The organism is Pseudomonas sp. SJZ074 (assembly GCF_007828215.1).
Lineage (GTDB): Bacteria > Pseudomonadota > Gammaproteobacteria > Pseudomonadales > Pseudomonadaceae > Aquipseudomonas.
Window position 1 is genome coordinate 1 of sequence record NZ_VIUE01000054.1, and the last position, 16,647, is coordinate 16,647.

2 protein-coding genes are annotated in these 16,647 nt (G+C 66.1%); both read left to right on the forward strand.

The genetic code is table 11. From position 1 onward, the window contains the following. The coding region (locus FBX99_RS28525; RefSeq protein WP_145133788.1) for a non-ribosomal peptide synthetase at positions 1-7,170 on the forward strand (7,170 nt) is incomplete at its 5' end. A gap of 3 nt (positions 7,171-7,173) precedes the next feature. Further along, positions 7,174-16,647, forward strand: a 9,474-nt coding sequence (locus FBX99_RS28530; RefSeq protein ID WP_145133790.1) for a non-ribosomal peptide synthetase, incomplete at its 3' end; no start/stop codon positions are given.

The following is a 16,647-nucleotide window of genomic DNA, read 5'->3' on the forward strand; positions in this document are numbered from 1 at the left end:
GAGCGTTTCATCGCCGACCCGTTCAGCAGCGAACCGAACGCGCGCCTGTACAAGACCGGCGACCTCGGTCGCTGGTTGGCCGACGGTACGCTGGAATACCTGGGCCGCAATGACTTCCAGGTGAAGATCCGTGGTTTCCGCATCGAGTTGGGTGAGATCGAGAACGTGCTGCTCGGTTGTGCTGGCGTCACCGACGCCGTGGTCATTGCCCGGGACGATAATCGCCTGGTGGCCTATGTCTGCGGTGAACCGGTGCCAGCCGAGCAACTGCGCAGTGCACTGTTGAGCGGCCTGCCCGAATACATGGTGCCCAGCGCCTTCGTACACCTGGACGCCCTGCCCCTGACCGCCAACGGCAAGCTCGACCGTCGTGCCCTGCCCGAGCCCGGTCAGGACGCCCTCGCCAGCAAAGCCTACGAGGCGCCGCTGGGTGACACCGAGATCGCCATCGCCGAAATCTGGAAAGGCCTGCTGCACCTGGATCAGGTCGGCCGTCACGACGGTTTCCTCGAACTGGGAGGCCATTCCCTGCTCACCGTGCAATTGCAAGCCCGCCTGCACCAGGACCTCGGTGCCGAGATCGACCTGCGCACCCTGTTCGCCCAGACCTCCCTGAGCGAACTGGCCCGACACGTCGAACAGGCCGGCCAGTCCCGGCTCCAGGCGATTGCCGTGGTCTCCCGCGAGCAGCCGCTGCCGCTGTCCCTGGCCCAGCAGCGCTTGTGGTTCCTCGATCAGTTGGACCATGCCGCCAGCGTCGCCTACCACATGCCCGCCGCCCTGCACCTGCGCGGCAGCCTGGACCGGGACGCCTTGCAACGGGCCCTGAACCGCATCGTCGCCCGCCACGAAAGCCTGCGCACCACCTTCGAGCGCCAGGACGGCGAAGTACGCCAACGTTTCGCCCCGGCCGACATCGGTTTCGCCCTGGTGGAGCATGACCTGCAAACCCTGGACGCCGAGGCCCGGCAACAGGCCGTCGAACAGCTGTCCCAGGAAGAAGCCCGCGCGGCTTTCGACCTGAGCGCCGGCCCGCTGATTCGCGGACGCCTGCTGCGCCTGGCCGATGACGAGCACATCCTGCTGGTGACCCAGCACCACATCGTCTCCGACGGCTGGTCGGTGGCGGTGTTGATCGGTGAGTTCAATGCGCTGTACGCCGCGTTCAGCCAGGACCGCGAAGATCCTTTGCCGCCCCTGGCCCTGCAATACGCCGACTACGCCGCCTGGCAACAGCAGCACCTGCAAGGCGAGCGCCTGCAAGCCCAGACGCAATTCTGGAAGGAACACCTCACCGGCGCCCCGGCGCTGCTGGAATTGCCGTCCGACCATCCACGGCCCCAGGTGCAAAGCTACCAGGGCGCCGCATTGGCGCTGCAACTGCCCGCTCCGTTGAGCGCGCGCCTGCGGCGTTTCAGCCAGCAGCGCGGCCTGACCCCGTTCATGACCCTGCTGGGGGCCTGGTCGATCCTGCTGTCGCGCCTGAGCAATCAGGCGGAAGTCGTGGTCGGCACGCCCGTCGCCAACCGTCCACGCCGTGAAACCGAAGCGTTGATCGGCTTCTTCGTCAACACCCTGGCCCTGCGCATCGACGTGCAGGCCGATAGCCCTGTGGAACAACTGCTCGAACGCATCAAGGCCACCACCCTCGACGCCTACGGCCATCAGGATCTGCCGTTCGAACAAGTGGTCGAGGCCCTGCAACCGGAGCGCAGCCTTGGTCATAGCCCGCTGTTCCAGGCCATGCTGGTGCTCGGCAACACGCCACAGGACCAGGCTTTGGAATTGCCAGGCTTGAGCCTGAGCCCACTGGCCCAGCCCACCGGCACCACCCAGTTCGACGTAAGTCTGTCCCTCAATGACGACGGCGAGACCATCAGCGGCCAGTTCGAGTACGCCACCGACCTGTTCGATGAAGCCACCATCGCCCGCTGGGGCCGGCACCTGCTGCACCTGCTCGATGGGATGCTCGACGATGCCACGCAGCCGGTGGCAACCCTGCCCTTGCTCGATGACACGCAACGCCGGCAACTGCTGGAGACGTTCAACCCTGCGTCCGTTGCCCTGGATGAAAGCCCGAATCGCTTCCCTCACGCCGTCTTCGCCGCACAGGCAGGTCGGACACCGGATGCGGTGGCGCTGGTCGGTACCGGGCAAACCCTGAGCTACGCCGAACTCAATGCCCAGGCCAACCGCGTGGCCCACGGTTTGATCGCTCTGGGCGTGCGGCCTGACGACACCGTCGGCCTCTGCGCCCGTCGCAGCCCGGAGATGGTCATCGGCCTGCTGGGCATCCTCAAGGCCGGGGCGGCCTATGTGCCGCTGGACCCGCAATACCCGGCACAACGCCTGACCCACATGCTCGCCGACAGCGCGCCGCGGGCCCTGGTGCGCCAGCAAGGCCTGGAGGAACTGCCGGTGCCGCAAGGCCTGGCCACCCTCGAACTGGGCAGCCCGACGCTGCTGCAGCAGCCGGCCTATGACCCGCAAGTGAACGAGCTGAACTTCGCTCATCTGGCCTACGTCATCTACACCTCCGGTTCCACCGGGCTGCCAAAAGGTGTGATGGTCGAACATCGCGGCCTGCGCAACCTGCTGGACTGGTACCTCGACGACCTGGCCTTCCATGCCGGCGATGCGGTGCTGCTGGCCTCGTCCTATAACTTCGACCTGACCCAGAAGAACATCCTCGCCCCGCTGATGGTCGGCGCCGCGTTGCACCTGGCCGAAGAACCGTTCAACCCGAGCGCCATTGTCGCGCAGATCGCCGAGGCCGGGATTACCCACCTCAACATGTCCCCCAGCGCCTTCCACGCCCTGGTGGACGCCGACCAGCACGAAGCACTGGCCTGCCTGAAACGGGTGGTGCTGGGTGGCGAACCGATCCAGGTCGCCATGCTGGAAAAACTGCCGCTGCCACGGCCGGCGATCATCAACAGCTACGGGCCCACCGAGTGCAGCGACGTGGTCGCCTGGTACACCGCCGATACCGATCTCGGGGCTTACCGCAACCGCTCGATTCCGATCGGCCGGCCGATCCGCAACATGCAACTGCATGTGCTGGATGCTCACGGGCAATTGCTGCCAATGGGTGTACCTGGCGAAATCCATATCGGCGGTGTCGGTGTGGCGCGGGGTTATCTCAACCTGCCACAGCTCAGCGCCGAACGCTTCATCGCCGACCCGTTCAGCGAGCGGGCCGATGCCCGCCTGTACAAGACCGGCGACATCGGCCGCTGGCTGCCCGACGGCACCCTGCAATACCTGGGACGTAACGACGATCAGGTGAAGATTCGTGGCCTGCGGGTCGAGCTTGGGGAAATCGAAGCTGCCCTCGCCGCCCTTGCCGGGGTCCGCGAAGCAGCCGTCGTCCCCCGCGACCATCAGGCCGGCAAGCGCCTGGTGGCCTACCTGTGCGGCGAACCGGCGGCCGCCACCGCGTTGCGCGCCGAACTTCTGGGCCGCCTGCCCGAGCACATGGTACCCAGCGCCTTCGTGGTGCTGGACGCCCTGCCGCTCACCCCCAACGGCAAGCTGGACCGCCGGGCCCTGCCCGAACCGGATCAGGACGCCTACGCCAGCCAGGCCTACGAGGCACCGCAAGGGACGGTGGAACAGACTATCGCCGATATCTGGCAACAACTGCTGGGCCTCGAACGGGTCGGCCGCCACGATGGCTTCTTCGAACTCGGCGGTCACTCGTTGATGGCGGTCAGCCTGATCGAACGCCTGCGCGAACACGGCCTGAATGCCGACGTGCGCAGCGTCTTCGGTGCCCCGACCCTGCGGGACCTCGCTTCGGCCCTGACGGATGCCAGCCACAGCGCCTTCCAGGCCCCGGCCAACCGCATCCCGGCCGATTGCACCGCCCTGACGCCGGACATGTTGCCCTTGGTGGACCTGACAGCGGATCAGCTCGAACGCATCGTCGCCGCGGTACCGGGCGGCGCCGCGAACATCCAGGACATCTATCCGCTGGCCCCGCTGCAGCAAGGCATCCTGTTCCATCACTTGCTCGGACACGAAGGCGACGCCTATCTGGTGCGCTCGCTGCTCGAGTTCGACGACCGCCAGCGCCTCGATGCCTTTATCGGCGCCTTGCAGCAGGTGATCGACCGCCATGACATCCTGCGCACCTGCGTGCAGTGGGACGGCTTGCCCCAGGCGGTGCAAGTGGTGCAACGCCAGGCGCGTCTGCCGGTGCACAGCGTCACCCTGGACAGTCACCAGGACCCGCTCAGCCAGCTCGAAGCCCTGAGCGACCCACGGCAACTGCGCCTGGATCTGCGCCAGGCACCGCTGATGCGGGCCTGCATCGCCCGGGATCCGCGTTCCGAACGCTGGATGCTGGCGCTACTCAATCACCACATGGCGAGCGACCACGTCACCCTGGAAATCGTCCTGGAAGAAATCCACGGGATCCTTCACGGACAAGGCGACAGCCTGGGCAAACCACAGCCTTATCGCGACTTCATCGCCCAGACCCAAGCCACGCCGGCCCAGGTCCACGAGGCCTACTTCAGCCGTCGACTGGCCGACGTCGATTCGCCCACCGCGCCCTTCGACCTGCTCGAAGTACAAGGGGATGGCAATCACATCGAAGAGGCCAGCGTGCAACTGAGCGTCGAACTCAACCTGCGCTTGCGGGCTCAGGCCAGGGAACGCGGCATTACCCCGGCGACGCTGTTCCACGTGGCCTGGGCGCAAGTGCTGGCCCGCTGTACCGGGCGCGACGATGTGGTGTTCGGCACCGTGGTCGCCGGTCGCCTGCAAGGCTCGGCGGGGGCCGAACGGGCCTTGGGGGTGTTCATCAACACCTTGCCGGTGCGGGTACAACTGGCCGGCGCTGGCGCCAACGACAAGGTCCTGGCGACCCACCGCGACCTGATCGAACTGCTGGCCCACGAACAGGCCTCCCTGGCCCTGGCCCAACGTTGCAGCGACGTACCCAGTGCCTTGCCGCTGTTCACTACCCTGCTCAACTACCGGCACCAGCGCGACGACAGCCAGTTGCAATGGCCGGGCATGCGCATCCTGAACAGCGCCGAACGCACCAACTACCCGCTGACCCTGTCGGTCAACGACTATGGCGATGCCCTGGGGCTGACGGTACAGAGCGTCCGGGCGGTGGACCCGCAACGCATCTGCGCCCTGATGCAACGGGCCCTGGAACAACTGACCCAGGCCTTGATGTACACGCCGCGGATTGCACTCACGCAACTGGATGTGCTGCCACCCCAGGAACGTAACCTGCTGCTGGAGACCTTCAACCAGACCCGCGAGGACTACCCGACGCACCTGTGCATCCAGCACCTGTTCGAAGAGCAGGTACTCCGCACGCCGGACGCCTGTGCCCTGGTCGACGCTCGGCAGACCTTCACTTACGCCGAGCTCAACGCCCAAGCCAATCGCCTGGCCCATCACTTGATCGCCTCGGGGGTTCAACCGGGTGATCTGGTGGCGATCTGCGTTGAACGCAGCGCGGCGATGATCAGCGGCCTGCTGGGCATTCTCAAGGCCGGCGGCGCCTATGTGCCGCTGGACCCGACCTACCCGGCCGAACGCCTGGCGTCGATTGTCGAGGATGCACGGCCGCGCCTGCTGCTGGCCGATCCGGTCGGTCGCGCAGCCGTCGGCACGCTGCAGGAAGGCACCCGCTACCTGGCCATCGAGCAGGCCCTGGCGGCGCAGACCAGTACCCGCGATCCACGCTGGGATGCCACCGGCCTGACTCCGGCACACTTGGCCTATGTGATCTACACCTCCGGCTCCACCGGCAAACCCAAGGGGGTGATGATCGAACACCGCAACCTGGTTGCCTCGACGCTGGCCCGACGCACGGTGTACGGGCCAGCGACCGACAAGCGCTTCCTGTTGCTCTCGTCGATTGCCTTCGACAGCTCCGTGGCGGGAATCTTCGGCACGTTGATCAGCGGTGGCACCTTGTGCGTTCCGACGGCCGAAGCCGCCCGCGACCCGCAAGCCATCGCCCGCGTCATCGGCGAACAGGCCATTACCTCACTGCTGTGCGTGCCGTCCCTGGGCCGGCTGGTGCTGGCGAGCCTTGCCAGCGAAAACGGGCACGGCAGCCTGCGGGAGATGGTCGTCGCCGGCGAAGCCTGCCCGGCCCAGTTGGTACAGGAATGTGCAGGCCTGGAACCGGCCATCGTCCTGTACAACGAGTACGGCCCCACCGAAGCCACCGTCTGGGCCACGGTGCATCGCTGCACCGCCCGGGACCAGGGCACCGTGCCGATTGGTCGTGCCATCCCCAATAGCCGCCTGTACGTGCTCGACGAACAGGGCCGGCCGGCACCACTCGGCGTGCCGGGTGAGCTGTACGTGGGCGGCGCGGGTGTCGCCCGGGGCTACCTGGACCGGGCGCAACTGAACGCCGAACACTTCCTCGTCGACCCGTTCAGCCCAGACGACGAGGCGCGGATGTACCGCACCGGCGACCTGGTGCGCCTGCGTGACGACGGCGTACTCGAATTCCTCGGACGCAACGACCAGCAGGTCAAAATCCGCGGTTTCCGTATCGAGCCCGGCGAAATCGAAGCCCTGATGCTGACCCTGCCGGGGGTGCGCGAAGCGGCCGTCATCGCTCGTGAAGACAGCCCCGGGGCCCTGCGCCTGGTGGCCTACCTGAGCGTCGAGCCACATCTGACCGGCCGCAACGCCAGCAGCACTCTGCGCCCGTACCTGACCTCGCAATTGCCAGACTACATGGTCCCGGCGGCGTTCGTGGTGGTCGAGCAGTTGCCGCTGAGCCCCAACGGCAAGCTGGACCGCCGCGCCCTGCCCGCGCCTCGCAGCGAAGACTTCGCCTACCGCGAGTACGAAGCCCCCAACGGCGAAACCGAAGAACTGCTGGCGCAGATCTGGGCCGACCTGCTGGGGCTGGAGCGGATCGGTCGGCATGACGATTTCTTCGAACTCGGCGGCCATTCGCTGCTGGCGGTACAGGTCACCCTGCGGGCGCGAGAAACCTTCGCCGTCGAAGTGCCCCTCAGGAGCCTCTTCGAACACCCGTCCCTGCTGGCACTGGCCGACCTGATTACCACGCTGCAATTGGCCCAGTACGAGTCGGACGAATTGATGGACCTGCAACAAGAAATGGCTTCGCTGTCTGAAAGCGAACTGCTCGCTATCGTCTCCAAGGATGCTTAACAATTGAACGAACATAACGATAGTCTCGACCAGTTGAAACGTGCCGCACTGCTGCGCCTGCTCAAGCAGCGCGGCGCCACACGGGTCATCGAAACGGCTCCCGACGACATCACCGGCGCGGATCGCGAGGGACCGCTGGCGCTGTCGTTCGCCCAGCAGCGGCTGTGGTTCCTCGATCAGCTGGACCCGACCGCCAGCGCCGCCTATCACATCCCCGCTTCGCTGGTGCTGCGCGGGGCCCTTAACCGGGCCGCGCTGAAGAATGCCCTCGATCGCCTGGTGGCGCGGCATGAAAGCCTGCGCACCACCTTCCGCCGCGATGGCGAACAGCCGGTGCAGGTGATCGCCCCGGCCGACTGCGGCTTCAACCTGCAGGAACAGGACCTGCGCCACTTGCCTCGGGAAGAGGCTGAACGGCAAGCGGCCCGGCTGGCGGAAGAGGAAGCGGCCCGAGCGTTCGATCTGCTGCACGGTCCGCTGATCCGCGGCACATTGCTGTGCCTGGCCGACGATGAGCATCGGTTGTTGATCACCCAGCACCACATCATCTCCGACGGCTGGTCCATCGGCCTGCTGGTCAAGGAATTCGCCGCGCTGTACCAGGCATTCAGTGCCGGACAAGCCGATCCGCTGCCACCACTGACCCTGCAATATGCCGACTACGCTGCCTGGCAGCGCCGTCACCTGCAAGGCGAGCGCCTCGACCAGCAGGTGGAATTCTGGCGCGCTCACCTGGCCGGCGCTCCGGCGTTGCTCGCGCTGCCCACCGACCGGCCACGCCCGGCGGTGCAAAGCTATCGGGGTGAAACCCTGGGCTTCGACCTGCCCGCCGCGTTGTCCGCCGCCATCGCCCGGTTCGCCCAGTCCCGCGCCGCAACGCCGTTCATGACTCTGATGGCGGCCTGGGCGGTGTTGCTGGCACGGATCAGCGGCCAACAGGACCTGGTGATCGGCACCGTTGCCGCCAACCGCGACCGCCAGGATGTGCAGTCGTTGATCGGCTTCTTCGTCAACACCCTGGCCCTGCGCATCCGCCTGGAAGCCAACCCGACCCTCGAGCAGGTGTTGCAGCAGGTCAAGGATCTGATGCTGGAGTCTTCCAGCCGTCAGGACACCCCGTTCGAACTGGTGGTCGAAGCCCTCAAGCCGCCGCGCAGTGCCAGCTTCAGCCCAGTGTTCCAGACCATGCTCTACACCAATGCCGGGGGTGCCGGCGGCCAGTTGCAGTTGCCGGGTCTGGACCTGGAGTTCCTGCCGTCGCGCAAGGACAACACCCAGCACGACCTGTCCCTGCACATCGACGAAGGTGGCCCGAGCCTGTCATGCAGCCTGTCATATTCCACCGCGCTGTTCGATGCCGCCACCGTCGAACGCCTCGCGGCGCGCTTCGAACGCCTGCTGCACTGTTTCACCGAAGCACCGGACACCCGTATCGGTGCATTGGAACTGGACCCGACCCTGGTCCTGCCACCCATCACCGCGCTGACGCCGGTGCCGGAGCGCATGCCGCTGTCCTATCACCAGGAACGGCTCTGGTTCGTCGACACCTTCGAGAACGGTTACCTGTACGACGCCAACCCGGTCTATCACAACATCCCCTTGCTGCTGGAGCTGACCGGCGAGATCAACCAACCGGCCCTGCAAACCGCCCTCGACGGCCTGCTGGCTCGTCACGACATCCTGCGTTGCCGGATCCAGAGCGACGGTGCAAGTGCCTGGCAGTGCTTCGACGGACCGGCAACCCTGTCTCTTGAACGAATCCAGGGCAACCCGGACACCCTCGCCGCCCAGGCCCTGGCCGAGACCCGTCGGCCGCTGGCCATGAACAGCGGTAGCCTGGTGCGCGCCAGCCTGGTGCAGGCGGACGAACGCACCGCCGTGCTGGCGATTGCCGTGCATCATTTGCTGGCCGACCGCACCTCCATGCAACTGCTCAAGCGCGACCTGCTGGCCCTCTATGAAGCCGCCTGCGCCGAACGCAACGCCGAGCTGCCGCCCCTGCCGCTGGGCTATGGCGACTTTGCCGCCTGGCAACGCCAGCTCCCGGCTGCGGTGCTGGAGAACCTGCGGGCCTATTGGAGCTATCAGTTGCGCGGCAAGCTGCAAGCCCTGGAACTGCCGCTCAATCGGCCGCGCATGGCCGTGCATGTGTTCGCCGAAGCGACCCATGCCTTCAGCCTCGAAGCGCCGCTGGTCCGCCGCCTCGAAGCCCTGGCCCGGGAAGTCGGCGTGAGCAGCGACAGCCTGGCCCTCAGCGCCTTTACCGCGTTGCTGCGCCGCTATGCCGGCCACGACGAACTGGTGATCGGCACCACGGCCGCCTGCCGCGAGCCCGGTCTGAACGACGTCGTCGGGCCGCTGGACAACCTGCTGGTGATGCGCGGCTTCTGCGACAGCGACACCACCTTGCAACAGCTCTGGGAACAGACCAGCCACAACCTGACCCAGGCCCTGCGCCATCGACACATGCAGTTCGACCAGTTGGTGCTGGCGCTGAATCCGGCCAAGGACATGAGCCGCACCGCGCTGTTCGACGTACTGTTCAACTTCCAGCGCGACACCGACGCCAGCGCCCGGGTCGCGGGACTGGGGGTCAATACTCTGGAAAGCAACCTGGGCTACGGCAAGAACGACCTGCACCTGTTGATCACCGCTGGTGAACAACGCTGGGCCGGGCATGTGGTGTACAACGCGGAGTTCTTCGACGCCGGGTTCATCCAGCAATTGATGCGCCATTACGTGCGCCTGCTGGAAGCCTTTGTCGAAGATGCCCTGCAGCGAGTCGACGATGTTCCTCTGCTGGACAGCGCCGAGCGGCAGCGGCAGATCATCGACTTCAACGACAGTGAAGCGGCCTGGCCCGACACCCTGACCCTGCAGCAGATTTTCGAGGAGCAGGCCCGCCGGACACCGGAGCGCATTGCCGTCAACCTCGGCGAGGAGCAGTTGAGCTATCGCCAACTCAACGAACAGGCCAACCGCCTCGCCCACCGTTTGCGCGCCGCAGGTGTGCGGCCCCAGGAACTGGTGGCCATCACGCTGGAGCGCTCGGTGCAGATGATCGTCGCCACCCTGGCGGTGCTCAAGGCCGGCGGCGCCTATGTGCCCATCGACCCGGCCTCGCCCCAGGAGCGTATTGCCTATGTGCTGCGCGACAGCGGTGCCCGCAAGGCCATCGCGCGTCAGGGCATGGCGCCGGCGCTGCAGGCGCTGGGTATCGAAGTCCTCGATCCGTCCCTCGGCAACGTCGATGCCAGTGTCGCCAACCCGACCCACGTCAACACCCCGGAACACCTCTGCTATGTGATCTACACCTCGGGTTCCACCGGCGAGCCCAAAGGTGCACTGCTCGAACACCGCAACGTCGTGCGGCTGCTGCACAACAATCGCCCGGACTTCCAGTTCAATGCCGAGGACGTCTGGTCGCTGTTCCACTCCAACGCCTTCGACTTCTCGGTCTGGGAAATCTTCGGCGCGCTGCTCCATGGCGCACGCCTGACCCTGGTGCCTGAAGCCTTGCGTCGGGATCCGGCAGCGCTGCTGGACTTCCTCGAACGCGAACAGGTGACGGTGCTGAACCAGACGCCCTCGGCGTTCCACCAGCTCAGTGCCGCCGCATTGGCGACACCGGACGTGCGCCTGACGGATTTGCGCTACGTGATTTTCGGCGGGGAAAGCCTGGAGCTGGGCAAGCTCGATGCCTTCCACCGTGCCTTCGGGCATGTGGCGCTGGTGAACATGTACGGCATCACCGAAACCTGCGTCCACGTCACCTACAAAGCCATTGGTGCGGCCGACATCGCCGCCGGCATCTCCAATGTCGGCCGGCCGATTCCGACCACCGTGGCCTATGTGCTCGACGCCCAGCAGCGGCTGCTGCCAGTCGGCGTGGCCGGTGAGATCTGCGTCGGCGGCCTGGGGGTCGGCCGCGGCTACCTGAACCGTCCGACCTTGAGCGCCGAACGCTTCATTGCCGACCCGTTCCGGCCCGGCGAGCGGCTGTATCGCTCCGGGGACTTGGGCAAGTTGCTGGACAACGGCGAGATCGTGCACCTGGGCCGGATGGACGCCCAGGTGAAGATCCGTGGTTTCCGCATCGAGCTGGGGGAGATCGAAGCCAAGTTGCTGGCCTGCGAGGGTGTGCGTGAAGCCCGGGTACTGGCCCGTGATGACGTGAGCCAGGGCAAGCGCCTGATCGCCTATCTGATTCCCCGTTCAGGCGCGGTGCTGGAAGTGGCGGCCTTGCGCAAGCAATTGGGTGCGACCCTGCCCGACTACATGATCCCGACGGCCTTCGTCAGCCTGCACGCCTACCCCCTCACGGCCAACGGCAAACTCAACCAGGATGCCTTGCCCGAACCGGACCTGGGCGCCATGTCCGAGCGCGGCTACACCGCCCCCGAAGGCGCCACCGAAATCGCCCTGGCGCAAATTTTCCAGGAATTGCTAGGCCTTGAGCGCGTGGGTCGCCATGACAGTTTCTTCGAACTGGGCGGGCATTCCCTGCTGGCCGCGCAACTGGTTTCCCGGGTGCGGCAGCAGTTGGGCTGCGAGCTGATGCTGCGCGAACTGTTCAGCCACCCCACCGTGGAAGAACTGGCACGGGTGGTGGGTCACCCGCTCACCGCCGAGGCCGAGACCATCGCCCTGGTCGACCGCAACGGGCCGCTGGCCTTGTCGTTCGCCCAACAGCGCCTGTGGTTCCTCGACCAGCTCGATTCCAGCGCCGGCAGCGCCTACCACATGCCGGCGGCCCTGCTGCTGCGTGGCGATCTCGACCGTGCGGCCCTCAAGGCCGCGCTGGATCGCCTGGTGGCCCGGCATGAAAGCCTGCGCACCACCTTCGAACGCCGTGGCGAACAGCCGGTGCAAGTCATCGCCCCGGCGGACTGTGGCTTCGCCCTGGCCGAACAGGACCTGCGTGCGCTGCCCTATGAACAGGCCAGCCTCAGCGCATCACGCATCGGCAACAATGAGGCCCTGGCGCCGTTCGACCTGAGCCGTGGGCCGCTGATTCGTGGGCGCCTGCTGCGCCTGGCCGATGACGAGCACATCATGCTGATCACCCAGCACCACATCATCTCCGACGGCTGGTCGGTGGGGGTGCTGGTCAAGGAATTCGCCGCCCTCTACCGGGCCTTCAGCCAGCAGCAGCCCGATCCCCTGCCGGCGTTGCCGATCCAATATGCCGACTACGCCGCCTGGCAGCACCAGGCCCTCGACGGCGAACGCCTCGATCGCCAGGCCAGGTTCTGGCGTGAGCACTTGGAAGGCGCGCCGGCCCTGCTATCCCTGCCCACCGACCGCCCCCGTCCGGCGATGCAGAGCTATCGCGGCGGCGACGTCGCGGTGACCATCGCCCCGGCCTTGCGCGAACGCCTGGAGCACTTCTGCCAGGCACACAACGTGACCCTGTTCATGGCGCTGCTCAGTGCCTGGTCGGTGCTCATGGCGCGCCTGGGCAACGAACGGGACGTGGTCATCGGCGTACCGACGGCCAACCGCGGCCGCACCGAGACCGAAAACCTGATCGGTTTCTTCGTCAACACCCTGGCCCTGCGCGTAGACCTGACGCAGAACCCGAGCGTGGCGCAACTGCTGGAGCAGATCAAACAGACCACCCTGGCGGCTCACGAGCACCAGGACATTCCTTTCGAGCAAGTCATCGAAGCCGTACAGCCGCCGCGCTCCCTGAGCCACAACCCGCTGTGCCAGGTCGCCCTGTCGCTGGACAACACCCCGGGCGGTGGCGAGCTGAGCCTGCCCGGCCTGACCCTGGTGCCGGTGGCCCAGGCCCATGAAACCGCGCAGTTCGACCTGATGTTGACCCTGGGCAATGACGGCGGCACGCTGGCTGGCGTGATCGAATACGCCAGCGATCTGTTCGACCGCACCACCGTGGAGCGTTTCGCCCAGCATTTCCAGACCCTGCTCGAAGCGATGGTGGCGGATGTCGAGCAACCCGTGCTCGGTTTGCCGTTGCTCAGTCCCGCACAGCGCCAGGCCTCACCTGCGGCGTTACCGCCCAAGGCTGTATTGAGCCCCGAAGCGTTGATACATCAACGCTTCGAACAACTCGCCGCCGCCCAGCCCCACAACATTGCCCTGGTCTTTGGCAAAACGGAACTGAGTTACCAGGCCCTCAATCGCCGGGCCAACCGCGTCGCCCGGCTGCTGCTGGCCCAGGGCGTGCGCCCTGACGACCGGGTTGCGATCCTGGCCCAACGCGGCGTGGAAATGGTCTGCGCGGTACTGGCAGTGCTCAAGGCCGGTGCGGCCTATGTGCCGCTGGACCCGGCCTACCCCGCCGCACGACTCGGCTACCTGCTGGACGACAGCACCCCGGTCGCGCTGCTGGCACAACCGACGTGCCTCGGCGCGCTGCCCGAGCACGCCGTACCGGTGGTGAGCCTCGACGAGGACCTCGCGGCAGATGACCTGACAGAACTGGATCGCAATCCGGACGCTGACGCGCTCGGCCTGACGTCGCAGCACTTGGCTTATGTCATTTACACCTCAGGTTCCACCGGTTTGCCCAAAGGGGTATTGGTGGAACATGGCAACGTGGCGCGTCTGTTCGACGCCACCGCCGAACTGTTCGACTTTGGTCACCAGGATGTCTGGACGCTGTTCCATTCCTTTGCCTTCGACTTCTCGGTCTGGGAAATCTGGGGCGCGCTGAGCTACGGCGGCAAACTGGTAGTGGTGCCGAGCGACGTGGCCCGTTCGCCCGACGACTTCTACGCACTGGTCTGCCAACAACAAGTGACCGTGCTGAACCAGACGCCAAGCGCCTTCCGCCAGTTCATCGAAGCCCGTGAGCGCAGCGACCTGGAACACGGCCTGCGGGAAGTGATTTTCGGCGGCGAAGCCCTGGACTTCCGCAGCCTGCGGCCATGGACCGCGCGTACGGCGCTGTCCCGCACGCGCCTGGTGAACATGTACGGCATCACCGAAATCACCGTGCACGCCACTTACTACCCGGTCAGCCAGGAGGAAATCGACGCGGGCGCGCCAAGCCTGATCGGCCCGCCCCTGCCCGACCTGTGCTTGCGGATTCTCGACGACTACGGGCAACCGGTGCCGGTGGGGGTCAATGGTGAGATCTACATCGGCGGTGCCGGTGTGGCCCGGCATTACCTCAATCGCAACGAACTGAACGCCGAGCGCTTCATTCCCGACCCGTTCGCAACACACGCCGATGCCCGGCTGTACCGCACCGGCGATATCGCCCGCTACCGCGCCGACGGCGGGGTGGTCTATGTGGGTCGTAACGACTCGCAGATCAAGATCCGCGGCTTCCGCATCGAGCTGGGCGAAATCGAAGCCCAACTGCTGGCCTGCGCCGAAGTCCGTGAAGCCCTGGTGACCGTGCGCGAAGACCAGCCCGGCGACAAGCGCCTGGTGGCGTACCTGATCGCCCATGAAGGGGTCGTCGTGGAATCGTCGGCCTTGCGCAGCCAACTGGCGAGCGTACTGGCCGAACACATGGTGCCCAGCGCCTTCGTGACGCTGACGGCCTGGCCACTGACCACCAACGGCAAGCTGGACCGCAACGCCTTGCCGGCACCGGACGCGTCCGCCGCCGCAAGCCAGCGGTATGAGGCACCGCTGGGCGCCATTGAAATCACCCTGGCCAATGCCTGGCAGGAGTTGCTCGGGGTAGAACGGGTGGGTCGCCATGACCACTTCTTCGAACTCGGCGGCCATTCCTTCCTGGTCATCAGCCTGATCGAGCGCCTGCGTCAGGCCGACCTGCAACTGGACGTGCGCACGGTGTTCTCGGCGCCGACCCTCAAGGCCATGGCCGCTGCGCTGGCCGGCGGCAACAACGCGCAACGGATCGTGCCGGAGAACCTGATCCCCGCCGATTGCACCGCCATCGAACCGCACATGCTGCCGCTGGTGACCCTCAGCCAGCAGGAAATCGAACAGATTGTCGCCGATGTTCCCGGCGGCGCCGCCAACGTGCAGGACATCTACCCGCTGTCGTCGTTGCAAGAAGGCATCCTGTTCCATCACCTGTTGCAGTCCGAAGGCGATGCGTACCTGATGCGCACGGTGGTAACGTTCAGCCGACGCCAGTTGCTCGATGACTTCCTGGCCGCCGTGCAGGTAGTGATCGACCGCCACGACATTCTGCGTACCGCCCTGCGCTGGCAAGGCCTGCCGCAGCCGGTGCAGATTGTCCATCGCCAGGCGCAGCTGCCGGTGGTAACCCTGGATTGCTTCCCCGGCGAAGACGCCCTGCAGATCCTGCGTGACACGACCGACACCCATCATCTGCGCCTCGACCTGCAACGGGCACCGTTGATTGCCGCATACATCATCGAGGACGAGCCTCGCGGGCAATGGCTGCTGGCGCTGCTCGACCACCACCTGGTCAGCGACAACGTGACGTTGCGGTTGATCATGCTGGAGATCCAGGCGGTCCTGGCCGGCCAGGCCGACAGTCTGCCGCCATCCCAGCCTTACCGGAACTTCATCGCCCAGGCCGCCAGCGTGTCCCAGGCCGACCACGAAGCCTACTTCCGCCGCTTGCTCGCGGATGTCGACTCCACCACCGCGCCTTACGGGGTGCTGGATGTGCGTGGCAACGGCGCCGGGATCAAGCGCGCGGTCAAGCACCTGGGCGATGAGCTCAGTACCCGGATCCACCGCACGGCCCGCCAGCAAGGGGTGCCCACCTCGGTGCTGTTCCATGCGGCCTGGGGCCTGGTAGTGGCCGCGACCAGCGGCCGCGACGACGGGATTTTCGGCACGGTGCTGTCAGGTCGGTCCCAAGGCACTGCCGGTGCCGACCATGCATTGGGAATGTTCATCAACACCTTGCCGATGCGCATCCGCTTGCAGCAGCACACTGTCAGCGACATCGTCCATGACGCCTACCAGCAACTGAGCGAGCTGCTGACCCACGAACAGGCTTCCCTGGCCCTGGCCCAGCGTTGCAGTGCGGTGGACGCTTCGTTGCCGCTGTTCACGGTGATCCTCAACTGCCGGCACGGCGACCTGGTGAACGCCTCCGGGGAAAACGTCGAGGACATGGGCGAGCACGAAGGCATGCACTTCATCGCCTCGGAAACCCGCACCAACTACCCCATCGAAATCGCCGTGGCGAATGTGGCGGACGGCTTCTCCCTGACCGCCCAATCCATCACCGGCATCGATCCGCAACGCATCGCCGCCTACCTGGGCCAGGCCGTGGCCGCGCTGGTGGACGCCCTGGAGCAGGCCCCTGATCGTCTCGCCAGCAGCCTCGACGTGCTGCCCGCTGGCGAGCGCCAGTTGCTGCTCGAAGACTTCAACCGCACCGCCCGCGATTTTGGCCCGGCGCAACCGATCCACCAACTGTTCGAAGCCCAGGTGCAGGCCAACCCCGACACCGTGGCCCTGGTCTGCGAAGACCGCCAGTTGAGCTATCGCCAACTCAACCGCCGCGCCAACCACCTGGCCCGGCAACTGCTTGAACTGGGCGTG